28 protein-coding genes and 2 pseudogenes are annotated in these 26,142 nt (G+C 63.0%); 12 read left to right on the forward strand and 18 right to left on the reverse strand.

Annotated features, from left to right (window positions below; translation table 11 throughout):
• The first annotated feature begins 136 nt into the window (after positions 1-136).
• Both LB528_RS10940 and LB528_RS10945 read left to right on the forward strand, forming a co-directional pair.
• On the forward strand, positions 137-922 hold the full coding sequence (locus tag LB528_RS10940) for an SDR family NAD(P)-dependent oxidoreductase (protein WP_224714867.1): 786 nt from the start codon (positions 137-139) through the stop codon (positions 920-922).
• A gap of 124 nt (positions 923-1,046) precedes the next feature.
• Positions 1,047-1,331, forward strand: a complete 285-nt coding sequence (locus tag LB528_RS10945) for a hypothetical protein (RefSeq protein ID WP_224714917.1) — start codon at positions 1,047-1,049, stop codon at positions 1,329-1,331.
• 130 nt (positions 1,332-1,461) lie between these two features.
• Here LB528_RS10945 and LB528_RS10950 read toward each other — a convergent pair whose 3' ends face one another.
• The gene (locus LB528_RS10950; protein ID WP_224714868.1) at positions 1,462-2,055 is read right to left on the reverse strand and encodes a DJ-1/PfpI family protein; all 594 of its coding nucleotides are present in this window, start codon (positions 2,053-2,055) and stop codon (positions 1,462-1,464) included.
• Between the two features lie 45 nt (positions 2,056-2,100).
• Positions 2,101-2,799, reverse strand: a complete 699-nt coding sequence (locus LB528_RS10955; protein WP_224714869.1) for a GntR family transcriptional regulator — start codon at positions 2,797-2,799, stop codon at positions 2,101-2,103.
• A 204-nt stretch (positions 2,800-3,003) separates the two neighbouring features.
• Between LB528_RS10955 and LB528_RS10960 the strand changes: the two genes are divergently transcribed.
• The 4 genes and pseudogenes from LB528_RS10960 to LB528_RS10975 all read left to right on the forward strand — a co-directional run.
• Positions 3,004-4,230 (forward strand): iron-containing alcohol dehydrogenase, encoded by a 1,227-nt coding sequence (locus LB528_RS10960; protein WP_224714870.1) that lies wholly within the window; start codon positions 3,004-3,006, stop codon positions 4,228-4,230.
• A 56-nt stretch (positions 4,231-4,286) separates the two neighbouring features.
• Positions 4,287-5,735 carry an NAD-dependent succinate-semialdehyde dehydrogenase gene (locus LB528_RS10965; RefSeq protein ID WP_411962140.1) on the forward strand — a complete coding sequence of 483 codons (1,449 nt, stop codon included), beginning with the start codon at positions 4,287-4,289 and terminating at the stop codon, positions 5,733-5,735.
• Between the two features lie 8 nt (positions 5,736-5,743).
• A complete protein-coding gene (locus tag LB528_RS10970) occupies positions 5,744-6,559 on the forward strand; it encodes an alpha/beta hydrolase (protein ID WP_224714872.1) in 816 nt (271 codons plus the stop codon).
• Between the two features lie 240 nt (positions 6,560-6,799).
• Positions 6,800-7,020: pseudogene (locus LB528_RS10975) on the forward strand (DUF2267 domain-containing protein); the annotation flags it as partial.
• A gap of 7 nt (positions 7,021-7,027) precedes the next feature.
• On the opposite strand, the pseudogene LB528_RS30530 reads toward LB528_RS10975, so the two are convergent.
• Positions 7,028-7,123: pseudogene (locus LB528_RS30530) on the reverse strand (hypothetical protein); the annotation flags it as partial.
• 255 nt (positions 7,124-7,378) lie between these two features.
• Between LB528_RS30530 and LB528_RS10985 the strand changes: the two are divergent.
• The 4 genes from LB528_RS10985 (at position 7,379) to LB528_RS11000 (ending at position 11,853) form a co-directional block, all read left to right on the forward strand.
• On the forward strand, positions 7,379-9,139 hold the full coding sequence (locus LB528_RS10985) for a thiamine pyrophosphate-dependent enzyme (protein WP_224714873.1): 1,761 nt from the start codon (positions 7,379-7,381) through the stop codon (positions 9,137-9,139).
• 12 nt (positions 9,140-9,151) lie between these two features.
• Positions 9,152-11,143, forward strand: coding sequence for a protein-L-isoaspartate(D-aspartate) O-methyltransferase (locus tag LB528_RS10990; RefSeq protein ID WP_224714874.1), 1,992 nt, complete (start codon positions 9,152-9,154; stop codon positions 11,141-11,143).
• Between the two features lie 54 nt (positions 11,144-11,197).
• Entirely contained in the window at positions 11,198-11,401 is a 204-nt protein-coding gene (locus LB528_RS10995; RefSeq protein ID WP_224514769.1) for a hypothetical protein, read from the forward strand.
• Between the two features lie 278 nt (positions 11,402-11,679).
• Complete coding sequence (locus LB528_RS11000) at positions 11,680-11,853, forward strand: hypothetical protein (RefSeq protein WP_224714875.1); 174 nt, start codon at positions 11,680-11,682, stop codon at positions 11,851-11,853.
• A gap of 89 nt (positions 11,854-11,942) precedes the next feature.
• Here the strand turns inward: LB528_RS11000 and LB528_RS11005 are convergent, their stop codons facing one another.
• Positions 11,943-12,284, reverse strand: a complete 342-nt coding sequence (locus LB528_RS11005) for a hypothetical protein (protein ID WP_224714876.1) — start codon at positions 12,282-12,284, stop codon at positions 11,943-11,945.
• Positions 12,285-12,470: 186 nt separating this feature from the next.
• Entirely contained in the window at positions 12,471-12,782 is a 312-nt protein-coding gene (locus LB528_RS11010; RefSeq protein WP_224714877.1) for a hypothetical protein, read from the reverse strand.
• 149 nt (positions 12,783-12,931) lie between these two features.
• Between LB528_RS11010 and LB528_RS11015 the strand changes: the two genes are divergently transcribed.
• Together LB528_RS11015 and LB528_RS11020 are read left to right on the forward strand one after the other, a co-directional pair.
• On the forward strand, positions 12,932-13,135 hold the full coding sequence (locus LB528_RS11015) for a DUF2934 domain-containing protein (protein ID WP_224714878.1): 204 nt from the start codon (positions 12,932-12,934) through the stop codon (positions 13,133-13,135).
• A 6-nt stretch (positions 13,136-13,141) separates the two neighbouring features.
• Positions 13,142-13,279, forward strand: a complete 138-nt coding sequence (locus tag LB528_RS11020; RefSeq protein ID WP_224714879.1) for a hypothetical protein — start codon at positions 13,142-13,144, stop codon at positions 13,277-13,279.
• 249 nt (positions 13,280-13,528) lie between these two features.
• On the opposite strand, the gene LB528_RS11025 is transcribed toward LB528_RS11020, so the two are convergent.
• The 13 genes from LB528_RS11025 to LB528_RS11085 all read right to left on the reverse strand — a co-directional run bounded on the left by LB528_RS11025 (position 13,529) and on the right by LB528_RS11085 (position 26,118).
• The gene (locus LB528_RS11025; protein ID WP_224514782.1) at positions 13,529-13,960 is read right to left on the reverse strand and encodes a hypothetical protein; all 432 of its coding nucleotides are present in this window, start codon (positions 13,958-13,960) and stop codon (positions 13,529-13,531) included.
• A 388-nt stretch (positions 13,961-14,348) separates the two neighbouring features.
• Entirely contained in the window at positions 14,349-14,597 is a 249-nt protein-coding gene (locus tag LB528_RS11030) for a cytochrome C oxidase subunit IV family protein (protein ID WP_224514784.1), read from the reverse strand.
• Complete coding sequence (locus LB528_RS11035; RefSeq protein ID WP_224714880.1) at positions 14,594-15,229, reverse strand: cytochrome c oxidase subunit 3; 636 nt, start codon at positions 15,227-15,229, stop codon at positions 14,594-14,596. The genes LB528_RS11030 and LB528_RS11035 overlap by 4 nt, the downstream gene beginning before the upstream one ends.
• Complete coding sequence (gene ctaD, locus LB528_RS11040; protein WP_224714881.1) at positions 15,226-16,869, reverse strand: cytochrome c oxidase subunit I; 1,644 nt, start codon at positions 16,867-16,869, stop codon at positions 15,226-15,228. The genes LB528_RS11035 and ctaD overlap by 4 nt, the downstream gene beginning before the upstream one ends.
• Entirely contained in the window at positions 16,866-17,819 is a 954-nt protein-coding gene (coxB, locus tag LB528_RS11045) for a cytochrome c oxidase subunit II (protein ID WP_224714882.1), read from the reverse strand. Before coxB ends, ctaD begins: the two co-directional genes overlap by 4 nt.
• Positions 17,816-18,556: an SCO family protein gene (locus LB528_RS11050; RefSeq protein ID WP_224714883.1), complete on the reverse strand. Its 741-nt coding sequence runs from the start codon at positions 18,554-18,556 to the stop codon at positions 17,816-17,818. Before LB528_RS11050 ends, coxB begins: the two co-directional genes overlap by 4 nt.
• 8 nt (positions 18,557-18,564) lie before the next feature.
• Positions 18,565-18,999 carry a hypothetical protein gene (locus LB528_RS11055; protein ID WP_224714884.1) on the reverse strand — a complete coding sequence of 145 codons (435 nt, stop codon included), beginning with the start codon at positions 18,997-18,999 and terminating at the stop codon, positions 18,565-18,567.
• Positions 18,992-20,098, reverse strand: a complete 1,107-nt coding sequence (locus LB528_RS11060; protein WP_224714885.1) for a hypothetical protein — start codon at positions 20,096-20,098, stop codon at positions 18,992-18,994. Before LB528_RS11060 ends, LB528_RS11055 begins: the two co-directional genes overlap by 8 nt.
• Positions 20,095-20,631 (reverse strand): c-type cytochrome, encoded by a 537-nt coding sequence (locus LB528_RS11065; RefSeq protein WP_224714886.1) that lies wholly within the window; start codon positions 20,629-20,631, stop codon positions 20,095-20,097. The genes LB528_RS11060 and LB528_RS11065 overlap by 4 nt, the downstream gene beginning before the upstream one ends.
• Entirely contained in the window at positions 20,628-21,155 is a 528-nt protein-coding gene (locus LB528_RS11070; protein ID WP_224514801.1) for a DUF3341 domain-containing protein, read from the reverse strand. Before LB528_RS11070 ends, LB528_RS11065 begins: the two co-directional genes overlap by 4 nt.
• Complete coding sequence (nrfD, locus tag LB528_RS11075) at positions 21,152-22,510, reverse strand: NrfD/PsrC family molybdoenzyme membrane anchor subunit (RefSeq protein WP_224714887.1); 1,359 nt, start codon at positions 22,508-22,510, stop codon at positions 21,152-21,154. The genes LB528_RS11070 and nrfD overlap by 4 nt, the downstream gene beginning before the upstream one ends.
• Complete coding sequence (locus tag LB528_RS11080) at positions 22,503-25,478, reverse strand: TAT-variant-translocated molybdopterin oxidoreductase (RefSeq protein WP_224714888.1); 2,976 nt, start codon at positions 25,476-25,478, stop codon at positions 22,503-22,505. Before LB528_RS11080 ends, nrfD begins: the two co-directional genes overlap by 8 nt.
• Positions 25,462-26,118 carry a cytochrome c3 family protein gene (locus LB528_RS11085; RefSeq protein WP_224714889.1) on the reverse strand — a complete coding sequence of 219 codons (657 nt, stop codon included), beginning with the start codon at positions 26,116-26,118 and terminating at the stop codon, positions 25,462-25,464. The genes LB528_RS11080 and LB528_RS11085 overlap by 17 nt, the downstream gene beginning before the upstream one ends.
• Positions 26,119-26,142 lie beyond the last annotated feature (24 nt).

Here is a 26,142-nt window from a genome sequence, read left to right on the forward strand (position 1 = left end):
TTGTTGGACCACAATGAGAGTCAAATAGGCGCGCGACAGTTGGCTTACGCCTATCTGGTAAGCCGCCATCTCGATTTCGCCCTGCGATTCCTGCCGGAAGAACCGGCTTCCGAGACGTGACCAAAGGAGTTCAGCAATGAAGGATTTTGACGGCAAGGTCGCGCTGGTGACCGGAACGACCGGGATCGGTCTCGCAGCCGCCAGGCGCCTCGCCGCCGGGGGCGCCGCGATCATCGCCTGCGGCATCGATCGCGCGGCCAATGCCGCGATGAGAGCGGAGTTGAAAAGCTCCGAGGCCGGCGCGCTGGTCGTGGACACCGATGTCTCCGTATCGGACCAGGTCCGCGACGCCGTCGCCGCCGGCGTTGAGCGCTTCGGCGGCCTCGACGTGATCGTCAATTCGGCGGCGGTCCATCCCTATGGAACCGCGACGACGACCGACTGGGAAACCTGGAACAGGGCGATGACGGTCAATGTCGGCTCGATCTACCTGACCTCCCATTTCGGCATCCCGGAAATGATCAAGCGCGGCGGCGGCGCCATCGTCAATGTCGCCTCGGTGCAGGGTTTCGCCTGTCAGCAGAACGTCGCCGCCTACGCCACTACCAAGGGTGCCATCCACACGCTGACGCGTTCGCTGGCGCTCGACTACGCGGCCGCCGGAATCCGGGTCAATTCGGTCAGCCCCGGCTCGATCCGCACACCGATCCTCGAGAAGGCCGCGCGCGGCGACAATGGCAGCGATGCCGATGTCGAAGAAGCCTACAGGCGCTTCGGCGCGGCGCATCCGCTGGGCCGCATCGGCGAACCCGAGGAAGTGGCGGAACTGATCGCCTTTCTGTGCTCGTCGAAGGCCGGCTTCTGCACCGGCGCGGACTACAAGATAGACGGCGGCCTGACCGCCGGCATCGGCGTGAAGTGACCCATGAAGATCGGTCTTGGTCTTTACCGGGAACCGCTGACTCAAGATAATTTCCGCTTTGCCCGTGAGGCAACCTCGGTCCCTGCTTCACATTGGTCCCTCGGGGCGAAGCAGGAGGACTTACATGCCGCTCACCGCTTTTGCTCTCAATTGCACACTCAAGATGCCCGAGGACGACGAACGATCCTCCACCGATCGAATGCTCACGGAGTTGACCAAGGCCTTGGCGGCGAACGATGTCGAGTGCGAGACGACCCGAGCGCTCGCCCATGAAATCAAACCCGGCGTGCTTTCCGACAGGGGCGAAGGCGACGACTGGCCGAAGCTGCTTCTCCGCGTCGGTGTCGCAATAGACGCGCACGTGATCGCGAAATTTGCCGCCCAGCATCTGGTAGATCGGCACGCATAGGCCTTGCCGGCGAGGTCCCATAACGCGATTTAGCGGGCCGGCGAAAGACGGCAGCCATTGTGTACTTGGAGCGATGCGGCTTCAGTTCAGCCGCCTTCCGCTCCAAGTACTTTCTGCGCGCTGCCAAGTTCTAGCCGTGCCGGATTTCTGTGCCGAGCACTTTCAGGCATTCCCGGATGAAGGCCGCGAGCGCAGTCCAACCTTTGGCCGAAACCATTGTGCCGTCGACATAGGCTTCGGTTGGCGACAGGTCAATATAGGTGCCGCCGGCGAGCGTCACTTCCGGCTCGCAGGCCGCCAAAGCTCCGACCTTCTTCCCACGCACGACGCCGTCGACCGCGATCAGAATCTGCACGCCGTGGCAGATTGTGAAGATCGGCTTCTTGGTTTCGTGGAAATGGCGCACCATTGCCTGAACGCGCTTGTCCGTGCGGATATATTCCGGTCCGCGGCCGCCGGCGCAATAGACGGCGTCGTACTGATCAAGTTGCCTTTCCGCATCCGAAAAAGTCTTGTTGATCAGCGCATAATGGCCAAGCTTCTCGGTATAGGTCTGGTCGCCCTCGAAGTCGTGCAATGACGTCTTGATCACATCGCCGGCCTTCTTGTCGGGGCAGACCACATGAACCGTGTGGCCGACCGCCTCCATCGCCTGTTGATAGACGAAGATTTCGTATTCCTCGGTGAACTCACCGGTCAGCATCAGGATTTTTTTGGCTGGCATGATTTGTCCTCTTTGATTTGGGGCGGCGATGGCCGTAGGAACCTGTCACTCGAAGGCAGGCAGGAGCCGGTCCCGCGAATTCTCGATGTGAACGCGCATCGCGTCCGCGGCGCCGCTCGCGTCGCCTGCAGCGAACGCGGCGAGAATCGCCTCGTGCTCATCCAACGCTTCCTCGGTGACCCGCGAATGGTACATCAGGCGGAAAATATGGAAGTGGGTATGCTGATGGTTCAGCGTCTCTCGAATGAGCTCGTTCTGCGCGAACTCCATGATCTTGTCGTGAAAGATCGCATCCTGCCGCGCGAAGTTGGAATAGCGCAGACGCTCGTCCTTCCCCACCCGCCGGGCCATCACGCCGGCCGCCTCCCGCAATGCCGTGAGGCGCTCCTCGTCGAGCGTTGCCGTAGCCTTTGCCGCAGCGGCGGGCTCAAGCAGGAGACGCAGTTCGTAGAGCTCGTCGAACCGGCGCCGAGTGATCTGCGGGGCCGCGCGATAGCCGATCAAATGGGTCTTTACGACCAGGCCTTCGCCTTCCAATCGCCCGAGCGCTTCGCGGATGGGCGTGTGTGAAACGTCGAATTCCCTGACAAGATTATCGACGGTAATGCGCGATCCTGGCGGAATCTTCAGCGACATCAATTGCGCGAAGATTGCTTCGTAAACATCGCCCGCCAAGCTGTTGGCGCGCTGGATGCGGCCGCTTGAGCGAGCTTCGGTTTCAACCGTCAGGTCGGGATTTTCCATCGGTTACCTCTTGACAGGAGCAAGCCCTAACATGATGCTCCAGCCAATTCAATAGGATATCCTATACGATTTTATAGAGGATAACGAGATGGGTTAGGAAGCCCGACCCGGGCACAATCCGACAAAGCACGGTCCCCGAACTGAAGACCACCCCATGAGGAACACGACACTTTTCCAACAGTCTTTTTCGAAAGATCTCAGTCGATGACCCTTTTTGCAGCCGCGCGTCTGCCGCGCGAAATTCTCTTCGGCAAAGGTCAGCGCCACGCGCTGCCTGCCATTGCCGGCCGACATGGCCGGCGTGCATTCATCTGCACCGACGAACGGCTCGCCGGAACGTCCGAGTTCATCGAGATGCTCGATGGGTTAAAGGCTGCCCGGATCGACACGCTCGTCTACGACCGCACCTTGCCCGATGTGCCGCGCGACAGCGTGGGTGCCTGTATCGCAGAGGCGAAGGGGTTCAGGCCGGACATGGTGATCGGCATCGGCGGCGGCAGTTGCCTCGATATGGCAAAATGCGCCGGGCTGCTCATCAGCCATGGCGGCAAGCTCCAGGACTATTATGGTGAGTTCAAGGTGCCGGGCCCTGCCCTTCCCCTTATCGCAGTGCCGACCACGGCCGGCACCGGCTCCGAAGTTACTCCCGTCGCGGTGATCTCCGATCCGGAGCGGACGCTCAAGGTCGGCATCTCCAGCCCGCATCTCATCGCCGCGGTTGCGCTGTGCGACCCGGACCTGACAGCGAGTTGTCCCCCATCACTGACAGCCATTGCCGGCGCCGATGCACTCACACACGCGATCGAAGCCTTGACCGCTGCCAAGCGGGGCACCGACCCCGACCTGCCGCAAAGACATGTGTTCATCGGCAAGAGCGCAATGACCGACCATTTCGCCTTGCTGGCGATCAGACTCCTTGGCCGCAGCCTGGAAGCGGCTTGCCGCGACGGGTCCAACGAGGACGCACGCGCGGATGTCATGATGGGGGCGTTGGCCGCCGGCTGCGCCTTCGGCACCGCGGGAACGGCTGCTGCCCACGCCGTGCAGTATCCGGTCGGCGCCCTCACCCACACGCCGCACGGCTTGGGCGTCGCCACGATGCTTCCTTACGTGATGCGCTATAACCTTGCCGCAGCGACAGCGGAGATAGCCGAGATCGGCTCAGCCTTCGGTTTGGCCGGCTACAACGGCAATCCCGCCGCCCTGGCGGAAGCGACCATCGATGAAATCGCCCGACTGTTCGCCGCGATAGGCATCACACGGACGTTGGCCGAACTCGGCCTCCCCGCGGATAAGATCGACTGGACGGCCGAGCAGGCGCTCGGAATAGACAGGTTGATCAAGAACAATCCCCGTCCATTCGACATCGCGGCGATGCGAAACCTGATCCGAGCCGCGTATGAAGGCGACATGGCCGCCAGCGCGATGTGATGGAGGAATCCGAAACTATGAACATCTCTCCAGACTTGTTTGACCAGGATTCCGACATGTCCGACTACACCACATTTTCGCACGGCCTTTACATCGGCGGTAAGTGGCGCGCTTCATCCGACGGACGCGTCATCGAAGTGGTCGATCCCTCGACGGAAGCAGTAATCGCCGCGGTTCCCGATGCGACGCTGGCCGATGCCGGGGCCGCGGTCGATGCGGCTGCGGCGGCAGCATCGGGTTGGCGCGAAACGCCGCCGCGCAGGCGATCCGAGATCCTGCGGCGCTGCTTCGAGCTGATGACCGAACAGGCAGAGACGCTGGCTGCGCTGATCGCCCTGGAGAACGGCAAAGCCCTGCGCGATGCGCGCGGCGAAGTCGCCTATGCAGCCGAGTTCTTTCGCTGGAACGCCGAGGAGGCAGTGCGCATCAGCGGCGAATTTGGCCTGTCGCCATCAGGCACCAATCGGATTGTCGTCGACTACCAGCCCATCGGCATCTGCGTGCTTATAACGCCCTGGAATTTTCCCGCGGCCATGGCCACGCGCAAAATCGCGCCTGCCCTTGCAGCCGGCTGCACCGTGATCCTCAAGCCCGCCAGCGAGACGCCTCTGACGGCTTACGCGCTTGCCGCGCTCTACGAGGAAGCCGGAGTGCCGCCCGGCGTCGTCAACGTCATCACCACCTCGAATCCAGGCACGGTAACATCGGCCATGCTGGCCGATGCGCGCGTACGCAAGCTGTCCTTCACCGGTTCGACCGGCGTCGGCCGGGTGCTTCTTGCCGAATCGGCCAAACACGTCATCTCCTGCTCGATGGAGCTTGGCGGCAACGCTCCATTCATCGTCTTCGATGACGCCGACCTGGAGGCGGCTCTCGACGGCGCGATGATCGCTAAGATGCGCAATGCGGGCGAGGCTTGCACGGCCGCCAATCGGCTCTATGTGCAGGCCGGCATCCACGATGCTTTTGCGGAAGGACTGCGCAAGCGCATGGCGGCGCTCAAGGTCGGCCCGGGCACTGAATCCGATACAGAGTGCGGTCCGATGATCACAAGGAAGGCCGTGGACAAGATCGACCGGCTCGTCCAGGACGCGTTTGCCCGCGGCGCGAAAGTTCTGTGCGGCGGCGCGATTTCTGAAGGCAGAGGCTACTTCTATCCGCCGACCGTGCTCTGCGATGTGCCTGCCGACGCCCTCATGGCGCATGAGGAGATATTTGGTCCCGTGGCACCGATCAGCCGCTTCGAAGGTGAGGCGGAGGTCATCGCAAAAGCGAACGATACCGAATACGGCCTCGCCGCCTACATCTACACACGTGATCTTGCAAAAGGCATGCGCGTGGCATCGAAGATCGAGTCCGGCATGATCGCGCTCAATCGCGGCCTCATGTCGGATCCGGCGGCGCCATTCGGCGGCGTCAAGCAGAGCGGGTTGGGACGGGAAGGCGGCCAGAAGCACGGCATAGTCGAGTTCATGGAGGCGAAGTACATCGCCGTGACGATGTGAGCAGACAAATGGCGAAAGACCCGTTCCGCACCCGTGATCACGTCGTCGAATTTGACGAAATCGTCGCCGAGATTGTTCGCAGAAGCGCGGAGACCAGGGCGAGAATCCCGATGGTCGCCGATGTCGCCTACGGACCGAGCCGTGCCGAAACCCTGGACCTGTTCTTCCCGGAAGGAAGGCGCGATCGGCTGCCGGTGCACATGTTCATCCACGGCGGCTATTGGCGCATGTTTTCCAAGAGCGACTATTCGTATGTCGCCGAGACCGTCACAAGCGCAGGAGCCATCGCAGCGATCGTTGGCTATGCGTTGATGCCTGCCGTCAGGATGGCTGCAATCGTGGATCAGGTGCGCCGGGCAAGACGGTGGCTAGATGAGAGGATCGCGAATTTTGGCGGCGATCCCGGGCAACTCACAATCAGCGGTCATTCAGCGGGGGCGCATCTTGCTACCATGCTCTTCAACGACGGCAGCCAGCCGTCGGGCATCAAGGGAGCAATGCTGCTTGGCGGGCTTTACAACCTGAGGCCGTTGCAAAGCTCCTTCCTTGCTGGGGAGATCGCGCTCACCAACGAAGAGGTGGCCGGCTTTTCGCCCATCGGCCATCGTTTCGATAGTCGGGTGGCGGTCGAGATCGCGGTCGGAAGCGATGAGACACCCCCCTTCCATGGTCAAGCTGCAGCGTTTGCCGAGCACCTGGAACGGCAAGGGCTGGCCGTTTCGCGCTCGAGCTTGGCGGGCGCAAATCATATGAGCAGCATTCGCGACCTCGGCATGCCTGGCACACAGGCTTCGGCTTTGTTGACTCGTCTGCTGGCCAGATGAAAGGCTTAGACGCCAGCGATCGAAAGTCGTCTTTCGGTAAGGATAGGATCTGCTCCGAACACCATGAGGCGCATCTCGGACGGCAATATCCGGGTCACGGAAGCAGACCCTGGCGCCCCTGTTGATGTGGGCGCTTCCGGGCAGCCAATCAAAACGATTGCCAAACGGACGAAACAATAACTCTGGCAGCGTGTTCTGCCTTAGATGGGTGTGCGGGCATTTTCTCATCTGGAGGCGACGATGAGCTCTAATGGCCTCGACGTGTTCGACAAGACGATACCAGACCACCAATATCTGGCTGAAGGAGATCATGGATGATCTCGGGCCGGATCGGCAGGCATACCCCTGGCGTTGTCCTGCGGACCTTGCGCGACAGCCTGCCCCCGGACCTGGGAGCCAATCTCGCCGCCGAGTTGCCGCTCCTGATCCGCGGAGCCTATTACGATCAGTACAACCCCAGCAGATAGTGAGCGACGCGATCGGTTCGCGCCAGAAAAGCTCCGCCGAGGTCTTTAGCCATTTGGCGTGCTGATTGACCATGGAATCGACGATATGGATGAAGCTAGGCGTTCCCTCGCCGCCGCCAAATCCCGTTCCTTCGCCAGGACCGGCCGATACCGCCTCGGCCGGTCCGAATTGCCGGCCTCCGTCGCGTCTTCCTATCGGGCGCTACGGGTTTCCTCATCACAGCTGTACTGGCGCTTTGCATAGAGGGGTTTCGGGATTGGGCGCATTCTGGGCGCTTGGGTTTGTTGCGGCCGCCAACAAGGGAACCAACCGCAATCGTGATGGTTCGGAAACCAACAGCGGAGCCTCGCAATGCCCAATGCAGCCGAAATCCTCGTCGACACCTTGATCGCCTGGAACGTCGAAGTCGTGTTCGGGCTCCCCGGCGACGGCATCAACGGCGTCATGGAGGCGCTGCGCAAAAACCAGGACAAAATTTCTTTCATTCAAGTGCGGCACGAGGAGTCGGCCGCGTTCATGGCCTGCGCTTACGCGAAATGGACAGGCAGGCTCGGCGTGTGCCTCGCAACGTCCGGACCCGGCGGCACCCACCTTCTGACCGGCCTTTATGATGCCAAGCTCGACCAGGCCCCGGTGTTGGCGATCACGGGCATGCAGTTCCACGATCTTATCGAGACATTCACGCAGCAGGACGTCGATCTGACCCGCGTCTTCAACGATGTGAGCGTCTATAACGTCCAGGTATCGGATGCGGCGCATATGGAGAACGTGGCGAGCCTTGCCTGCCGCACGGCGCTCGCCCGCAAGGGCGTCGCTCATCTTTCGATAGCCAGCGATATCCAGGAACAGCCCGCCGACGCAGCCAAGCGGTCCAAGCGCAACCGGCCGGCGCACACGCCGCAGGACATGTTCGCTCCTCACTGCCTCGCCGAGGATGCGGAGTTGGACAAGGCCGCGGCCATCCTCAACGACGCGCGGCGCGTGGCGATCCTGGCGGGACGCGGAGCCATCGGCGCGGCGGCCGAACTCGAAGACACGGCGAGGCTGCTGAAGGCGCCGATCGTCAAGGCGCTGCTCGGCAAGGCGGTGCTGCCGGACGATCATCCCTATACCACCGGCGGCATCGGCATTCTGGGCACCTTGCCCTCGCAGCAGGCGATGGAAACCTGCGATGCCGTCCTCATTGTCGGCTCAACCTTCCCCTACATCGAATATTATCCGCAGCCGGGCAAGGCGCGTGGCGTCCAGATCGACTGCGACGCGCAGCGCATCGGCTTGCGCTTCCCGGTCGAGGCCGGCCTGGTCGGTGACGCGGCGGAGACCTTGCGCGCCCTCAACAAGCGGCTGGAGCAGAAGAGCGATGGCGAATTCCTGGCGACGGCGCAAAGCTCGATGCAAAAATGGCGCGAGATGATGCGCCAATCCGAAGACAGCTCGGCGCATCCGCTCAAGCCGCAGCGTATCGCGCGCGCCTTCGGCGAACGCCTCGCCGAAAACACGATACTGGCGGCCGATTCCGGTCAGAACACGGAACTGGCCGCTCGCCATGTCGATCTTGGCGCGGGGCAAGCCTTCGGCGTTTCGGGCGCGCTTGCTTCCATGTCCTGCGGTTTGAGCTACGCGATCGCCGCGGGCATCGCCTTTCCCGGCCGTCCGGTCGCGGCGATCGTCGGCGATGGCGGGCTCGCCATGCAGCTCGGCGAATTTTCTACGGCGGTGCGCTACGGCATTCCGCTGAAGCTCCTGGTCATCAAGAACAACATGCTGAACCAGATCGCCTGGGAGCAGATGATGTTCCTCGGCAATCCCCAGTTCGGCTGCGAATTGCAGCCGATCGATTTTGCCAAGGCTGCGGAGGCGATGGGCGGAAAAGGCTTCAGCATCGAGCGGGCGGACGATGTCGAGCGCGTGCTCGACCAGGCCTTCGCCGCCAGCGGGCCGGTGATCATCGAAGCGCTGGTCGACGCCTATGAGCCGATGATGCCGCCGAAGATGCCGCGCGACTACGCCAGGAACTTCCGCAAGGCGCTGCCCCAGACTCCGGGCCGCGACCTGATCGAGGAAAATGTCGCCCGGCAGCCGGCCAAGACGATGATGGAAGCAGGCGAATAGGAAGGAATCCTTATGCTCGATCTTTCCCGCGAGCGCCGTCGGATGGTCGATGTGCATCTCAGCCGCCGCGGCATCCACAATCGGGAGATATTGGCGGCGATGCGGGAGGTTCCGCGCGAAGCCTTCGTCGATCCTGGCTACGAGGAATTCGCCTATGAAGACGGACCGTTGCCGATCGCGGAGGGGCAGACCATATCGCAGCCCTATATCGTCGCCTTCATGCTGGAAATGGCGGAGATCGGTCCGGGAGATCAGGTCCTCGAAGTCGGCACGGGATCGGGCTACGCTGCCGCCGTCATGAGCCGCGTCGTCGACCATGTCTACACGATCGAACGCCATGCGGCGCTGGCCGAGACAGCACGGCGGCGCTTTCAAAAACTAGGCTACGGCAATATCGAAGTTCGGACCGGCGACGGCACCAGAGGCTGGCCGGAAGCGGCGCCCTTCGACGCCATCGTGGTAGCGGTGAGCGGGCCGGGCGCGCCGCTGGCCTTGCAGCAGCAGCTCGATGTCGGCGGCAGGCTGGTTATCCCGGTCGGCGACGATCCTGACGAGCAGCGGCTGCTCAAGGTAACCCGCACCGGCGCATCGACTTACAGCGAGGAGGATTTCGGTGGGGTGCGCTTCGTCCCCTTGATCGGCGAACAGGGCTGGCGGGAGGAAAGCCGCCCAGGAATTGCCCGCACGATGCCGCTTGCCCGCCCGCGCAGCCTGCCGGAGATGATCGCGGCGGCAGCCGAGCCGCTTTTGGACTTCGACGATCCCGGCTTCGCCGAAGCGTTCGACCGGTTTGCGGACCGGCGGATCGTCCTGCTTGGCGAGGCCAGCCATGGCACGTCGGAATTTTACCGGGCGCGCGCGGCAATAACAAAAAGGCTGATCGAGAGGCATGGCTTCACCATCGTCGCGGTCGAGGCTGATTGGCCCGATGCCGCCGCGATCGACCGCTATGTCCGCGGCCGCGGCGCCTCGCCCGGTGCCGATCGGCCGTTCCAGCGCTTTCCAACCTGGATGTGGCGCAACACCGACGTCGCGGCATTCGTGGAATGGCTGCGCGAGCATAATGACAAGGTCAAGGCACTCCAGCCGCAAGCAGGCTTTTATGGCCTCGATATCTACAACATGCGCGGCTCGATCGCCGCGGTCCTGGAATATCTCGACCACGTCGATCCGGAAGCGGCGAGGGTTGCGCGGGAACGCTATGGCTGCCTGACGCCGTGGCAGACCGAACCGTCTACCTATGCCCGGGCCGCGCTGACCAAAGGCTATCGCGACTGCGAGAAAGCGGTCCTCCAGCAGTGCCGCGACATGCTGGCGAGGCAACTCGATCATGCCGGCCGGGACGGCGACGAACTTTTCGACGCCGCGCAAAACGCCAGGCTCATTGCCTCCGCCGAGCGTTATTACCGCACCATGTACTATGGCGGATCGCAATCCTGGAACCTGCGCGACACGCATATGTTCGAAACGCTGGAACGTATTCTCGGCGCGCGGGGTCCGAACGCCAAAGCCGTGGTGTGGGCGCACAATTCCCATATCGGCGACGCCCGTTACACCGAAATGGGAATCTCGCGCGAGGAAGTGAATATCGGCCAGCTCTGCCGGCAGCGGTTCGGCGATGCCGCGGCGCTCATCGGTTTCGGCACGCATGCAGGCACTGTCGCCGCGGCAACGGACTGGGACGGCGAGATGGAAATCAAGTCGGTGCGACCTTCGCGCGAGGACAGCTACGAGCGGCTCTGCCACGACGCCGGCGTCGAGCGGTTCCTGCTTGACCTCGGACGCGATCCGAAGCTGCGCGACCGGCTGACGGAGCGTCGCCTGGAACGATTCATCGGCGTGATCTACCGACCGGAAACCGAACTGCACAGCCATTATGCCGACGCTTCGCTGGCGCGGCAGTTCGACGCCTTCGTCTGGTTCGATCAAACCAGCACCGTCACGCCTCTTGGACCCGAGCACGCGGCTGGAGGCATGCCCGAAACCTACCCATTCGGCGTTTGACGCTGGAGCATTCGGCGCCGCTTCCGGTTCAGAAAGACAAGAGCGAGGAAAACCATGAGCGGAAACCAGCACCCGAAATCGAAAAAACCGAGCGACGCGGATATGGCGAACGATCCAGGCATCGGCACGTCCAAGGGCACCATCAAGGAGGGCGACGAGCTGGAGCATGGCGAGAACACGGTCGAAGGGGACGTCGAGAACGACACTAACGCCGCCGGTGGAATCAACCCGAGGCAGAAAATCCGTACAAACAAATAATCGTTCTTACGTTGCTATGCCCCGAACAGCGTGACAACGAAGTATAATTTGTGCATAGCCCAGTTGGAACATCGGCAGGAGTCTCTTGTTTGAATCGTATCGCAATCAGGCGATAAAATAGGAGACTCCCCATGATTAGACTTCTCTCGGCTTCGGCTGTCGCAATCGTGCTCGCCACATCCGCAATGGCACAGTCCAGCGGGTCCGGAACCAGTGGTAGCGGGACCGGCGCCACGACGGGCACCAACGGCACAGGGACCACGACCGGGACCAGTGGCATGAACAACAACGGCAATGGCGGCACGATCGATCCGAACGCCACAAACAGCACGAACACGACAGCCAAGCCCAACGGAGGCAGCGACCGGTGCAAGGACGCGGCCGGAAACGACATCGATAACAACACCGCCAGTGGCAACACCACATCCAACATGCAGAATTGCAACAAGTAGGCTCGTCATCCTGCTGCCTTGCACAGAAAAAGGCCCGCCTTTCAGGGACGGGCCTTCTTCCTTGGCGATCTGCGGTCGAGCCTCCCGCCCTACATCCCGCGGTCCGGAACATAAAGGCAGAAGGAGTGCTGGGATTGGGTGTCGCCGCCAGGCTTGCACTCGTGAAAATACTCGTCACGCGATCGCTTGATGCGGTGATCGCTGTAGGGGATCAGTTCGCCGGTCGAGAGCTGATAGCCGTATTTCGTCTCCTTCACGTCCGAAGGCGGCGCCTGATAGCAATCCACCCCGGCGCAGCATGAAGGATCGTACTGCCAGCCTGCCGGCGCCTGGTGCGCCAATGCCGGGACGCAAAGGAAACTTGTTACGATGCTTGCCGGCAAAACCAGCCAGACCTTCGATCGGCGCTGCTTGGTTGATCGGCAGGCCACCGCGCCTGTCCGTTTTGGGAGGCATCTGCTTGGGGCTGTTCTGTCCATCGCCGGTCCGCCGTGTCTGCGGCGGCCCCGGATAGGCCCCGGGGCCTCACAATCCGCCGCCGGCATGCGGAGTCGCCGACGGCGGTTGCTACCGAACCTCAAAGTCGAAGCTATGTTCCACGGCGCATCCGGTCCGGCTCAGTCCTTCACATAGGCGCCGGGCTGACGGCCGCTCCGGGGCGCCTTTGCGTCCTTGGAGCGCTCCGCGACGGCCGGGCCTGCGCCTGAACTCTTTTCCGTCGCCGGGCTTGGTGTCTGACGGGCCGGATTGCGGCCCTCGGACTGATGGGTTTTGTCCTCGACCTCACCTTGCTTGCGGCTGAGACCTGGACCGACATGGGGCTTTTCGTTGCTGGCGGCGTCCTGGGAGAACTGGTCGCTTGGATCCGGATCGGTGTTGGGGGGATATTTCCTGGCGCCCGTCTCGCGGCGGTTCTGGCTGTCCTTCATGACGATCTCCTGTTGGATGAAAGATAACATTTCGACGAAGGCGGCGTTCCCAATGCGGCGCGGTCCGATTCAAGTCTTGATGGAACAAACCTCCCGTCGCCCGATTAGGCCTGGCTTCAGCGCCAGCCCGGCGCGAGAGGAGGTTCCGCATGGACAGGGAAGAACGTATCAGAGAACGCGCCCATGAGATCTGGGAGCGCGAAGGCCGCCCCGAGGGACGCCAGCAGGAACATTGGGATCAGGCTGTCCAGGAGATCGAGTCGGAAAGTTCGGAAGCCGAGCGCGGCCCGGTTGCCCCCGATCCGGTGGTTGGCGTCGGCTCCGATCCGACCGTCAACAAGCCAGGCGGCTAGAGCCCGATGCGTCGTATCATTGCCTTGGTCGTCATCGTGGTGATCGTGGCGGTCGCTGTATGGGTCTGGGCCGACCACACCAGCAGGCGTCCGAGCGGCGGTGCCCAGCAGCCTTCGCCGCACGCTATCGACCAGAATGGCTGAGAGGATGGAGCCGCGTCACCGGGTGGCGACGTCGTCTCCGGAAGATTCCCCCCGCGCTGCCGTTGTCATGGTTCGACTTCGTAGTGCCAGCGGAAAGGTTCCATGCGGCCTGCCGCCCGACCGATGTGCATAGGCACGGGAACGAACAGCCGCCCTCGCATTTCATCGATCAGTTTCCGTGCGAACTCCTTGTCGGGCGCGGCGCGCCGAGCCGCCGGCGACCTGCGCTCGCCGGGCGGCTAGCCTTCTTCAATGCAGGAAGCGGCTTCTGAGCCAGGCGAAGAACCGGTTGCCGCTAATCAGCCTACGCACCCGCGCCGCGGCCCAACTGGCCTGCATCGTCGACCCGGCATGGCAGCTGCAGACGACGTCATGCAATTGCCAATCGGAGAGTTCGAAAAAGCGCTTCGCCTCGCCATAAGTGTCCGATTGCAATCCGGCCGCGCGAAGCAACGGATCATCAAACGCAACCGTGAGCGGGGATCCGTCCGCCCGCACCCGTTCGCGAACTTCAGGATCGACATATTCGGTTCCCGTCAGGGCCGAGAGGCAACGCAGAGGATTTCGGTCGAGCAATTCCGCCCACCGCTCGATCCGCTGCGCTCTTGTTGCCAGAGGAACCAATCCAAGCCGATCGACGACTGCCACCGATTGAAGTTCATATGAGGTCTGATGCTTCATTGCTGTCTCCTGTGGTTGTGGCGGCGACATCTGCACAGCGGCACGGCAGATCCTGCCGGGGCACAAAGCCCACGCCTGCGAGGGACAGACCCGGGCCGATCAGGTGTTGCCCACCGATCTTCGACAGACGCCTTGAAGCGGCGTCTGAAGCAAACCCGAACTGCCAGCGATGTCCAATGTTCCCGGACATCTTCGCAACGACACGGCTTCCTACCAGGCTCGATCGAGCTGCATGTGGCGCGTCAATCGGCACCAATGGAACATCGGGCATATTGCAGGGCTAATCAGCTGACCGGTCGCTTCGAATGCGACGGCGCCAGACATGTGCAGCAGCTGGTCGAGTGTAACGATGAGAAAAGCTCAGATCGTAGGCCACCAGCCTTACCGTTTATCGCCCGATCAGCGTCAACCCGAACAGGATGACGAGCCAAAGCCCGGCGGCCGCGACGGCCAGCCGCGGCAACGTGCCGGTCAGATGCATGAACAGCATGGCGATCAGGATCGCCTTTGCGGCGGCGATCGCCAGGTTGAGCGCGACGTTGAACCCGCCGAGATCGACGAAGGACGAGCCGACCGTCAGTGTCAGCAGCGCGAGCAGCCCGAGATAGCCGAAGGTGAGTTTGCGCAATTCGCTCATCGGTTGATCAGATAAAGGACTGGGAACATGAACACCCAGATGATATCGACGAAATGCCAGTAAAGGCCGACGGCAACCACCCGGCGCAGGCGGTTGGCAGGGCTGGAAGTCGGCCAGAGCGCGATCATGCCGGCGATGACGACGATGCCGCCGATCAGGTGCAGCGCATGGAGCGAGGTCATCGTGAAATAGAGGCCGAAGAAGGATTCGGCGTGCACGGGATCCGGTCCTGCATAGCGGAACGGCAGGCCGAGAAGCGGGGCCAGTCCTTCGCTGATCTCCTTGCCGTATTCGATCCCTTTCACGATCAGGAAGCACAAGCCCAGCGCCGCAGTCGCGACCAGCGCCCAAATTGTCGGGCGCCAATGTCTATGAAGCGCAAGCATATCCGCCAATGCCATAGTGAAGCTGCTGGTGATCAGCACGGCCGTGTTCAAGGTGCCGAGCGGCAGAGAAAGGCGCTTCGAGGCGGCGGCGAAAGCGGGGCCGAAATCGATATGGGCGACGAGAAAGACAAGGAAAATCGCGCCGAACAGCATCGCCTCGGAGCCGATGAACACCCACATCGCAAAAGTGTCGGCGCGCCGTTCGCGCAGGGGCGTGTCGAAAGCGACGCTTTCAGTGCCGCTCATCGCGCCGCCTCCTCCCGGTGCGGACTGAAGCTCTCGTGCTCGAGCCCCTTCATGTCGTAGGCATAGGCCGGTCGCGTCACGACCGGCATGGTCTCGAAATTATGCGGCGGCGGCGGCGAGCTTGTCTGCCATTCGAGCCCGGTCGCGTTCCACGGATTATCGGGCGCCCGGGCGCCGCGAAACAGCGACCAGCCGAGGTAGAACAAGGGCATCAGGTAGCCGATCGCCAGCACCACCGCGCCGGCCGAGGACAATACGTTCCAGAACTGGAACTCCGGCGGATAGGTATGATAGCGCCGGGGCATGCCGTTGAAGCCCAGCATATATTGCGGGAAGAAGGTCAGATTGAAGCCGACGAAGGTAACGGTCGCCGCTATACGCCCCGCCGTTTCCGAATACATGCGGCCGGTCAATTTCGGCCACCAGAAATGCAGGCCAGCCATATAGGCCGTCACCATGCCGCCGACCATGATGTAGTGAAAATGCGCGATGACGAAATACGTATCGTGGACATGGACATCGACCGCCAACGCCGCAAGGAAGAGCCCGGCCAATCCGCCGAAAGTGAACAGCCCCAGGAAAAACAACGCATAGAGCATCGGCGTCTCGAAGCTGATCTCGCCCTTGCGCAGCGTCAGGCTCCAGTTGAAAACCTTGATCGCCGACGGGATCGCGACGCAGAAGGACAGGAACGAGAACACCACGCCGGCATAGGCCGACTGTCCGCTGACGAACATATGGTGGCCCCAGACCAGGAAGCCGAAGACGGCGATCGCCATCGACGACATCGCCACCGCCTTGTAGCCGAACAGCGGCCGGCGGCTGAAGCAGGGTAGCACCTCCGACACCACACCCATGCCGGGCAGGATCATGATGTAGACCGCCGGGTGCGAGTAAAACCAGAAGAGATGCTGGAAGAGCAGTGGGTCGCCACCGAGATCGGGATTGAAGATGCCGATGCCGAACACGCGCTCCAGCACGATCAGGATCAGAGAGGCGGCGAGCACCGGGGTTGCCAGCACCATCACCAGGCTGGTGGCGTAGAGCGTCCACACGAAAATCGGCAGTCGGAACCAGGTGAGCCCCGGCGCGCGTAGCGTGTGCACGGTGACGATGAAGTTGATGCCGGTCATGATCGTCGAGAAGCCGACGATGAAGACGCCGAACGCGGCGGTCGAGACGAAGCCATTGGCATAGAGCGTCGACAGCGGCGTGTAGAAGGTCCAGCCGGTGTCGACGCCGCCGGCCACCACCGCAAACAGCGCGAACAGGCTGCCGAAAATGAAGACGTACCAGCTGGCGAGGTTGAGCCGCGGGAAAGCAAGGTCGCGCGCGCCGATCATCAGCGGCAAAAGGAAATTGCCCATGGTCGCCGGGATCGACGGCACGAGGAAGAACCAGACCATGATGATGCCGTGCAGCGAGAACAGCCTGTTGTAGACATCGTCGGAGACGAGGTCGCCTGCCGGTGTCGCCAGCTCGATCCGCATCAGCACCGCCATGGCGCCGCCGAGAAAGAAGAAGACCGTCAGCGAGATGAGATAGAGCCACGCGACGCGCTTATGGTCGGTGGTGAGAAGCCATGCCCGCAGGCCGCTGCCTTCGCCGAGATATGTACCCTGCATCGCCGCGTTGCTCATGGCTTGGCTCCAGCCGTTGGCCGAGGCGAAAGCGACTTCAGATAGGCAAGCAGCATCTGCAGCTCGCCTTCGTCGATCAGGCCGTCGAAGCTCGGCATGACCGGCTCGTAGCCCGCCGCGATCTCCTTCTTCGGGTTGAGGATGGAGTCGCGCAAATAGCGCTCGTCGGCGATCACCGTCTGCTGATTGTCGAGCGCCACCGGCCGGCCGAAGATGCCGTCAAGCGACGGCGCCCTCACCTTGCTGCTCGCGCCATGGCAGCCGGAGCAGCCCAGCGCGCGAAACAGTTTCTCGCCGCTCGCGGCAAGCGTCTCGCCTTCGCCCTGGCCGTTCAGCCAGGATGCGTATTGCTCGGGAGCCATCACAGTCACCCAGCCGCCCATTTCGGAATGCTGCGTGCCGCAATATTGGGCGCAGAACAGATGGTAGCGGCCGGGCTCGGTGGCGATGAACCAGATGCGCGTCGTGCGGCCGGGCACCGCGTCCTGCTTGATGCGGAAGGCCGGCACGTAGAAGGAGTGGATAACGTCCTGCGAGGCGAGCGACACCACGACCGGTTTGCCGACCGGAACGTGCAGCTCGTTGATCTCGCGCTGGCCGCCGGGTTGCCTGAACTCCCACATCCACTGTTTGCCAAGCCCCGTGATCTCGAGCGCGTCCGCCGGCGGATGATCGCGGCGAACGAAGAGCACTGCGCCCCAGCCGAAGAAGATGAAGGCAATGATCAGGCTGGCGACGGTCCAGCTCATCTCCAGCCACATGGTGCGGGAACGCTGTCCCGTGCGATCCGCCTTCGACCCGACGCGGTATTTCACGGCGTAGCCGACGACGAGGCCGGTGAGTGTCAATCCGAGAACGGCTGAGAAAACGAGCAGCGTGTAAAACAGCGCATCGACATGGCCGGCTTCCGACGAGGCTTCCTGCGGGAAGAAGGGAACGCCGAAGCTCACCTTGCCCTCCTGCGCGTTAGCCAGAGCACCGTCGCGGCGAGACCAAGGGCCGTTGCCAGGCTTGACGCTTTCAGCGCTGCCCAGATTACGGGAGTGTACTGGCCTTTCGAACTGTCGAATCCCGCGCAAAACAGAAAGACATGATCGGCAATCGACCCGAGCTTGTTGGCCGACGCCTCGACCAGCGCGAGCCGCAGATCGCGCGGCGTGAAGGTCAAGGCCGGCAATACCTGCGAAATTCGGCCGGAAGGCGTCAGCGCAATGACCGCGATCGGATGCACGAACTGATCGATGCTCTTACGTCGGTCGAAAGTGATGCCGGCCTCGTTGGCCAGCGCTGCACCGGCGCCATCACTGCCAGTAAGGAAACGCCAAGCGGAGGCGCCAGCAGGACCGGCGGCGGACGCGATTTCGGCTTGCGCCTCTGCGGCATCGGCGGAGGTCTCATCGGGGTCGATCGAAATGAACAGCGCGCGATAATCTGCAGGGCGAAGCGATGTCTTCTTCAGGTCGGACGCGACGGCCTGCTGGGTAGCGCCGCAAAGGTTCGGGCATTTGTCGTAGCCAAAGATGACGAGCGCCGGACGCCCATCGAGCGTCTCGCCAAGCGTCAGCTTCCGGCCGCTTGTATCGACCAATTCTCGCTCAAGGCTGAGCTGCGCGCCGGGCTTCGGATCGAATATCGGTCGTTCGGTGGCAAACGCCGTGCCGGCGACGAACAAACAAAGCGCAGCCAACAAGCTTCTCATCGCCCTGTCCCGTCCTGCTGCCGGCAATTTTCGGCCTGCGGTGCGCGGGGAACCGCATTTGTAAGCAAGGCGCAATCATCAGGCTCCGTGGCCGCTGACCAATCCGGCAGGCCGTGGCTGACCACTGCCCACATGGCGTCGTCGATCGGGATGCGCGCAATGCCGGCGTTGCGATCGACCCAGCCAAGCGTCTTGAGCTGGCGATCCTCCTCGGCGCGGAACGCGGTCAGATCCTGTTGCGGCGTGGTCTGCAGATCCGGGTTTTCGGGATTGGTGTTGGCTGGCAGCGGCAGCCAGGTCGGCGCGGTGTTGAAGATGAGCTTCACGCCGATCGCGGCTAAAGCGATGAACAGCAACAGCCCGCCGCCGAAAGCGAGCAGCACACGCGGCTGGACATCGCGCGTCTCGGGGTGACGGTGCGCCTTAGCCATGGACGACCTCGCGCTTCCACCAGACGATCTTGTCCGGTCGGCGGAGCAGGAAGAGGAATAGCGCGAGCCACAGCCCGCCCACTCCCATCCAGGCGGCCGCATCATGCCACAATGCCGGGACGCCGCCGGAAAAGAGTGGCGGGCGGATACGCCAGAACACATCGGCGAAATGGCCTGCCAAGGCAATTCCGGCGAGCCAGACCAGGCCGGCGTGGCTGCGTTTCAGGTTCCGACTGAGCAGACCCGCGAAGGCAGCCATCTGCAAGGCGACCAACAGGTAAAGCAGGTAGTGCCATCCATCGTCGCCGCGGATGACGTACCAATGGATCTCATCGGGCAGATCGCCGCCCCAGACCACCAGCCATTGCATGAAAGCGAGATAGATCCATGTCAGCACGAAGCCGAGCAGCATGTTGGCAAGATCTTCGCTGAGCGCGACGTCTTCCTCGCCGCCGGGCATGACTTCCACTGCCCGCGTTGCCGCCAGCACCAGGACGGCAACCGCGAATGCCCCGACCACCTCGGCCGAGGCTTCGCAAAGCGCATAGATGGTCGAGGTGAATTCAGGCTCGAGCGACAGCATCCAGTCGATGGCAAAAACGCTGACGCCAAGCGCATGAAGGATGAGGCCGAGGGCATATTTCCTGCCGCTGCCACGCTTTGCGGGGTCCTCTACAGTAAGCATCGTCCAGGCAAGAACGAGCCAGACCGCAGCGCAGAAGGCGAAGCGCAGCAGGAAGAACGGCATGTTGAGATAAGCAAGCTTCTCTCGAACCTGCTCAGGAAGCATCGCGGGATCGGCGCCGGCCCATGGGAAGATCAGGTCGAGCCGCATCAGCACCGGCAGGAGCAGGATGAGCGCAAATGGCAGCATCGCGATCATGATCCGCAAAGGCTGGCGGACCGCATCGCCCCAGCGTCCACCGGTCAGCCCGTGCACCATCAGCATGGTCAGCGCGCCGAGCGGGAGGCTGAGCGCGAAGAGAATTGCGGGGAGCCAGGCGCTCAGCATCGCCTTGGCATCGAGCGATACGCCCAGACCGCAGACGACAAGTCCTGCGGCGCCCGCCGACAGAAAGCCTTGCTCGATGCGGCTCATGGCGATGCCTCGAGCCGCGTGCGCAACGCTTGCGGAAGTTCGGCGACCGGCGCGGCGCGCGAATATTGCAGCGCGCGGATATAGGCGACGATCGCCCACCGGTCCTGCGACGGCACTCGCGCCGCGTAGGAATACATGGCGCCATAGCCGTTGGTGATGACATCGTAGAAGTGCCGGTCCGAGGCCTTGCGCAGCGCATCCTGATGGTAGCTCGGCGGCTCCGGAAAGCCGCGCTGGACGATCATGCCGTGACCATTGCCGGTACGGCCGTGGCAGGGTGAGCAGAAGATGTCGAAACGCTGTCGTCCGCGCTGCAGAAGCTCGATCGTGATCGGATAAGGGATTTTGTCGGGGACCGGCGTCAGATCGGCGTCGCGCGCCACCGTACCCGGCACCGGCGTGCGCGCCGACATGCCGTCGGCGAACTGGTTGCTCGCCTCCAGCGGATCGTAGCGCGGCTGGTCCTCCATATCCTGCCGGCAGCCGGCGACGGCCAGCGCACCGACCATGAGCGTGAGGCCGAGGCGGCTCACGCCTCGACCTCCTCGACGAGCTCGGCGCCGAGCCGCGTCAGCTGGCCCCTCGTCACGCCTTTGCGGTATTTGGGATCGGCCGTTTCGATCAGCAGATAGAACTTGCCGCCGCGCGCGTAGCTGAAGCTCTCGGCGTTGAACACCGGATGGTGATAGCGGGGCAACCCGTTGGCCGCGAGCACGCCCAGGAACCCCGCGAAGGCAGCGCCCAGAATGCCCGCCTCGAAAGCGATGACGACGAAAGGCGGCCAGGAATGCAGCGGCCGGCCGCCGACATTGACAGGGTAGTCGATCTCGACCGAGTACCAGATCAGCGCATAGACGAGTACGGCCCCGGCGATGCCGCCGGCGAGCACGATCCAAGGCAGGCGCGTTTTCGGGATCTCCAATATCCCGTCAAGCTCCTTCATCGGAAACGGCGAGAACGCATCCATGCGCCGATAGCCGCGCTCGCGCATGCCGCGCGCGGCTTCTATCAGCGCTTCCGGCTCGGCAAACACCGCCATGAGACCGTAGAGGCTCATCCGAGCTTGCCCTCTTCCTCAGCCAGTTCCTCGACCTCGAAGATGGTGATCGCTGGCAGGATGCGGATGAACAGGAAGACGAGCGCGAAGAAGGTGCCGATCGAGCCGAACAGGATGCCGAAATCGAGCCAGGTCAACGATTGCTCGCCCCAGGAGGTCGGCAGATAATCTCGGCTCGGCCCCGTCACCACGATGATGTAGCGCTCGATCCACATGCCGACATTGATGGCGACGGCGATCGCGAACAGCAGCGGCATGTTGCGCCGGATGCCTCTGAACCACAGCAATTGCAGCACGCCGCAGTTCAGGCTCAGCATTATCCAGAACAGCGGCGCATAGGGACCCAGGGCGCGCTGCGCCATCATGGCGCGCTCATACGGCTCGCCCGAATACCAGGCGAAGAATGCTTCCGAGACATAGCCATAGGCGACGACCATGCCGGCGGCGATCATCAGCTTGGCGGCATTGTCCATGTGCCGGAGCGTGATCAGGTCCTTGACCGAGAAGGCCCAGCGCAATGGGATGGCGATGGTGAGCACCATGGCGAAGCCGGAGAGCAGCGCGCCGGCGACGAAATAGGGCGGGAAGATCGTCGAGTGGTAACCGGGCGTGATCGCGAAGGTGAAGTCGAGTGAGACGATCGAATGCACCGAAACGACCAGCGGCGTGGCCAAAGCGGCAAGCAGGAAATAGACAACCTGGTAGCGCGCCCAATGATAGGCCGAGCCGCGCCAGCCGAGCGCCAATATGCCGTAGAAGAGCTGCGCCGGTCTCGACCTGGCGCGGTCGCGCAGCACCGCCAGGTCGGGCAGCAAGCCCATATACCAGAACAGCAGCGAGGCGGTGGCGTAGGTGGCGATCGCCGCGAAATCCCAGACCAGCGGACTTCGCCACTGCGGCCAGTGCATATGCACATTGGGCAGCGGCAGCAGCCAGTAGAAGAACCACGGTCGCCCAAGATGCAGGATGGGAAACAGGCCGGCCATGGCGACGGCAAACAGCGTCATGGCTTCGGCGAAGCGGTTGATCGAGGCGCGCCATGGTTGGCGCAGCAGCAACAGCACCGCCGAGATCAGCGTGCCGGCATGGCCGATGCCGATCCACCAGACGAAGTTGGAGATCATCGTGCCCCAGACCACCGGCATGTTGATGCCGAGGCCGCCGACGCCGACCGCTATCAGATATGTGATCGAATAGAGCAGCAGCAAAATCAGCAGGAAGCAGAGGAAGAACGCGGTCCAGAAATGCCGCGGCAGGCGGCCGTTGAGCACGATCGAGCCGATGCGTCCGCTGATCTCGGGAAAATCGTGGCGGCCGCGCAGGACGACCGGGTTGTTCGCGCTCGCTTCAGCCATCGGTCGCCTTGCCCGGCTTGGCAAGCTTGCCGTTGGGATTGGAAATCTTGCCGAGATAGGTGGTGCGCGGCCGTGTGTTCAGCTCCTCCAGCAGCGCGTAATTCTGCGGCGCGCTCTTTTCGCGAACGACCTTTGCATCTTTCTTGTTGCGATCGCCGAAGGTGATAGCTTGCGTCGGGCAGGCCTGCTGGCAGGCGGTGACAACTTCGCCATCGGCGATGTCGCGGTTCTCGATCTGCGCCTGGATGCGCTTGGCGCTGATGCGCTGGACGCAATAGGTGCATTTCTCCATCACCCCGCGCGAGCGCACGCTGACATTGGGGTTATGGACGCCCTGCTCCGGACCTGCCTCATCCTTGTCGAAGGATTGATGGTCGAGGAAATTGAAGCGCCGCACCTTGTAGGGGCAATTCTGCGAGCAGTAGCGCGTGCCGATGCAGCGGTTATAGACCTGCGCATTCAGCCCATCATGCGTGTGCACGGTGGCGTTGACCGGGCAGACAACCTCGCATGGCGCCTTCTCGCAATGCATGCAGGGGACCGGCTGGAAAAGCGTCTCGGGCGCATCCAACGGCCCGGCATAGTAGCGGTCGACCCGCAGCCAGTGCATCTCGTGGCCGCGCTCGCATTCTTCCGGGCCGACCGGCGCGATGTTGTTCTCGGCCTGGCAAGCGGAGACGCAGGCCATGCAGCCGATGCAGGCCGAGAGGTCGATCGCCATCGCCCAGGCTTCCTGGTCGTAGGGCCAATCGGGATAGAGTGATTCCGTCGGCGTTGGCGGCGCATCCTGGCGGACGAAATCCGGATTCTGTCGGAAGGCATCGAGGGACGCATGGCGCACGATGGCGCGGCCTTCCATCGCCTGGTGATGCTGCGTGGTGATGACCCGCACGCTATTCTTGCGGGGCGCGATGGCCGCGCCGGCCGCGAACCATTCAGCGCCGCTGCGCAAGCGAAATGCGTCGCAGCCTTCTGCCAGCGCGGCAACGGAACCGGCCTTGCGTCCGAAGCCGAAGGAAAGCGTTATCGTTTCGTCCGGATGACCGGGCAGGATCCAGGCCGGCGCAGCGACGTCCGCCCCGTCGGATGCGATGTTGATGACCTTGCCATTTGCGATCTTCAGCCGCTGCGCGGTGGCGGGCGAGATGAGCGCCGCATTGCCCCAGACGATCTTGGTCAGCGGCCGCGGCAATTCCTGCAGCCACGACGCATTGGCAAAGCGGCCGTCGCGCAGCCACGGATCGGCGACGAACCGTATTTCGATACCGTCACCCGCTTTCGCCGCTGGCCTTAGTCCGCCCAGATCCGGCGGCATGGTGACGGGTACGGGCCTGGCAGCGCCGTTCGGCACAGTGCCGTCGCGCAACGCCTTCTTCCAGGCATCGTCATCGAGTGCTGCCCAATGTTGCTGGACGAGCGACAGCGGATCGGTCTCGAACTGGCCGCCAAGCACGGCGAGCAATTCGTGCACGGTCTTGCCGTCATAGAGCGGCTTGATCAGCGGCTGCACCAGCGAGGCAGTGCCGTCATAGGCGCGGATGTCGCTCCAACTCTCAAGTTCATGCGCCGCCGGCACATGCCAGTGCGCCAGGAACGCCGTCTCGTCACGATAGAGTCCGTGATGGACGAACAAATTCAAGCCGGAGAATGCCTTATGCGCGTCGACACTTGCCGGGGCCGTGTGCAGCGGATTGGTCCCCAGCGCCACGACGGTGTCCACAGCCCCATCGCCGATTGCCTCGCGCAGCGCTCCGAGATCGCCGTCGACCGACAGCGCATCCGGCGGCTCGATCAGCTCGACCGTGTTGCCAAGCGCGCCAAGCTTCGCATTGGCGGCAAGCGCGGCGGCGTGAACGAAGGCGCTCTGCTGCGCTCCTGCGATGACCAGCGCGTCGCGGCCCGCCGCCCTCAAATCGTCGACCAGCGCCGCCATCCACGCCTGGTCGATCGGCGAGCCGGAAGTTCCGGTTTGGCCAGTCAACGCCGCGTTCAATCCGGCAGCCACGGCTTCGACTTCACTTGGCTTGATCGCTAGTCGATGATCGGCGGCAGCCCCAGTGATTGTCGGCGTCGACCCCACCGCATAAAGCCGGCTCATCCGGTCGGACGGATCGCGTACACGTCGCCGCGCTACAAAGTCGCGCGCATAGGCAAGCCGACCAGGCCCTTCGCCAAGGAAATCGGCGTCGAAGCTGACGATCGTTTCCGCACGATCGAAGCGGTAGACCGGCGTCAGCACCGACCCGAACAGGGCACGCGACGCCTCCCCCGCGGCCGGCATCGCCAACGGGTCGTGGCGGAAGATTTTCAGTTTCGGATAGCGAGCCCGCAACGCATCGATCTGGGCCGCGAGCGTAGGCGACGTATAGGCATCGAGAAGCAACGCCCCGCCCCGCCCCTGCGATACCGTCCACCGCGAGACAAGCGCCGCCATGTCCTTGAGGAAATCGCCATATGATGCCGGCTGGCCATCCTTGAGCGGCGTGCGTGAACGGTCGGGATCGAACAGCGTCAGCACCGCCGCCTGCATCACCGCGTCGGTGGCGCCGCGCGAGGCCGGATGATCGGGATTGCCCTCGACCTTGGTCGGCCGCCCTTCATGGCTTTCGACGATGGCGCCGATACCGAAGCCGTCACTCGACAGCGTCGTCGCGTAGTAGACAGGCTTGCCTGGGATCAGGATTTCCGGCTGGCGCACATAGGGCAGGATGTTTTCCGCTTTGCTGCAGGCGGCCAGCCCGGCAAGCGACAGCGATGCGCCCATCAGCTTCAGCAGCGTCCGCCGGTTCGGCTTTGCCGGCAGGCGTTCCGCGATTGCCGGGAACTCGGCCTGGACGAAGCGGCGGAATTCGGCAGCGCCGGCGATCTCGTCCAGGCTGCGCCATATTTCGCCGCCATGCGCCAGCCGCTTGCGCAGAGCCTCGATATCGATGGCGGAACCAGGCCTGTCGTCAGCGATGGCAGACATAGCAATCCGTCATCGTCTCGGGGTGGATGTCGAGCACGCCGATCAGCTGCCGCCTGATCTGATCGATGTCCGCAGACGGCTGCCAGTGCATCAGGAACACGTCCTCTGGGGGACGCAGATTGGGTTCCGGGTTGCGATGGCAGCCGAGGCACCATTCCATGCTCAGCGTATGCGCCCGCCTCGTCAGCGGCATGTCGTCGACCTCGCCATGACAGGTCTCGCAGGCGACGCCCTTGTTGACGTGAATGGCGTGGTTGAAGAACACGAAGTCGGGCACGCCGTTGACGCGCTGCCATTCGATCGGCTTGCCGCCGGCCAAGCTTGCGCGGACCGGCGCCAGCATATCGGCATTGGTGAAAAGCTGCGAATGGCAGGTCATGCAGACTTCGGTCGCCGGCAGGCCCGCCGAAGACGAGGTCTCGACGCCATTGTGACAATAACGGCAGTCGATGCCGAGCTGGCCGACATGGTGCTTGTGACTGAACGGCACCGGCTGCGCCAATGGTTCACCTACTCCCGTAACCAGGTCCGAACGGGGAAGGATTGTCCCGATCGCGGCGGCGATCAACAGAACTGCACAGCTTCCCCAGATGACAAAGCGCGCAACGCCATTGGCGTTTTTCGAGAAGATTTGCGGCATCCCCTCGCCGATTCTGCTGAAGGC

The organism is Mesorhizobium sp. CA4 (assembly GCF_020165075.1).
Taxonomy (GTDB): domain Bacteria; phylum Pseudomonadota; class Alphaproteobacteria; order Rhizobiales; family Rhizobiaceae; genus Mesorhizobium.

What these genes read in the sequence shown, in the direction of transcription:
- nrfD (WP_224714887.1), bottom strand. Translation starts at nt 22,510, where the DNA reads ATGGCTGAAGCGAGCGCGAACAACCCGGTCGTCCTGCGCGGCCGCCAC.
- LB528_RS10990 (WP_224714874.1), top strand. Translation starts at nt 9,152, where the DNA reads ATGCTCGATCTTTCCCGCGAGCGCCGTCGGATGGTCGATGTGCATCTC.
- LB528_RS11025 (WP_224514782.1), bottom strand. Translation starts at nt 13,960, where the DNA reads ATGAAGCATCAGACCTCATATGAACTTCAATCGGTGGCAGTCGTCGAT.
- LB528_RS11080 (WP_224714888.1), bottom strand. Translation starts at nt 25,478, where the DNA reads ATGTCTGCCATCGCTGACGACAGGCCTGGTTCCGCCATCGATATCGAG.
- LB528_RS11085 (WP_224714889.1), bottom strand. Translation starts at nt 26,118, where the DNA reads ATGCCGCAAATCTTCTCGAAAAACGCCAATGGCGTTGCGCGCTTTGTC.
- LB528_RS11020 (WP_224714879.1), top strand. Translation starts at nt 13,142, where the DNA reads ATGCGTCGTATCATTGCCTTGGTCGTCATCGTGGTGATCGTGGCGGTC.
- LB528_RS11030 (WP_224514784.1), bottom strand. Translation starts at nt 14,597, where the DNA reads ATGAGCGAATTGCGCAAACTCACCTTCGGCTATCTCGGGCTGCTCGCG.
- LB528_RS10985 (WP_224714873.1), top strand. Translation starts at nt 7,379, where the DNA reads ATGCCCAATGCAGCCGAAATCCTCGTCGACACCTTGATCGCCTGGAAC.
- LB528_RS11060 (WP_224714885.1), bottom strand. Translation starts at nt 20,098, where the DNA reads ATGAGCCGCATCGAGCAAGGCTTTCTGTCGGCGGGCGCCGCAGGACTT.
- LB528_RS10955 (WP_224714869.1), bottom strand. Translation starts at nt 2,799, where the DNA reads ATGGAAAATCCCGACCTGACGGTTGAAACCGAAGCTCGCTCAAGCGGC.
- LB528_RS10960 (WP_224714870.1), top strand. Translation starts at nt 3,004, where the DNA reads ATGACCCTTTTTGCAGCCGCGCGTCTGCCGCGCGAAATTCTCTTCGGC.
- LB528_RS11035 (WP_224714880.1), bottom strand. Translation starts at nt 15,229, where the DNA reads ATGAGCGGCACTGAAAGCGTCGCTTTCGACACGCCCCTGCGCGAACGG.
- LB528_RS10945 (WP_224714917.1), top strand. Translation starts at nt 1,047, where the DNA reads ATGCCGCTCACCGCTTTTGCTCTCAATTGCACACTCAAGATGCCCGAG.
- LB528_RS10995 (WP_224514769.1), top strand. Translation starts at nt 11,198, where the DNA reads ATGAGCGGAAACCAGCACCCGAAATCGAAAAAACCGAGCGACGCGGAT.
- LB528_RS10970 (WP_224714872.1), top strand. Translation starts at nt 5,744, where the DNA reads ATGGCGAAAGACCCGTTCCGCACCCGTGATCACGTCGTCGAATTTGAC.
- LB528_RS11010 (WP_224714877.1), bottom strand. Translation starts at nt 12,782, where the DNA reads ATGAAGGACAGCCAGAACCGCCGCGAGACGGGCGCCAGGAAATATCCC.
- ctaD (WP_224714881.1), bottom strand. Translation starts at nt 16,869, where the DNA reads ATGAGCAACGCGGCGATGCAGGGTACATATCTCGGCGAAGGCAGCGGC.
- LB528_RS11055 (WP_224714884.1), bottom strand. Translation starts at nt 18,999, where the DNA reads ATGGCTAAGGCGCACCGTCACCCCGAGACGCGCGATGTCCAGCCGCGT.
- LB528_RS10965 (WP_411962140.1), top strand. Translation starts at nt 4,287, where the DNA reads ATGTCCGACTACACCACATTTTCGCACGGCCTTTACATCGGCGGTAAG.
- LB528_RS10940 (WP_224714867.1), top strand. Translation starts at nt 137, where the DNA reads ATGAAGGATTTTGACGGCAAGGTCGCGCTGGTGACCGGAACGACCGGG.
- LB528_RS11015 (WP_224714878.1), top strand. Translation starts at nt 12,932, where the DNA reads ATGGACAGGGAAGAACGTATCAGAGAACGCGCCCATGAGATCTGGGAG.
- LB528_RS10950 (WP_224714868.1), bottom strand. Translation starts at nt 2,055, where the DNA reads ATGCCAGCCAAAAAAATCCTGATGCTGACCGGTGAGTTCACCGAGGAA.
- LB528_RS11070 (WP_224514801.1), bottom strand. Translation starts at nt 21,155, where the DNA reads ATGAGCCTCTACGGTCTCATGGCGGTGTTTGCCGAGCCGGAAGCGCTG.
- LB528_RS11000 (WP_224714875.1), top strand. Translation starts at nt 11,680, where the DNA reads ATGAACAACAACGGCAATGGCGGCACGATCGATCCGAACGCCACAAAC.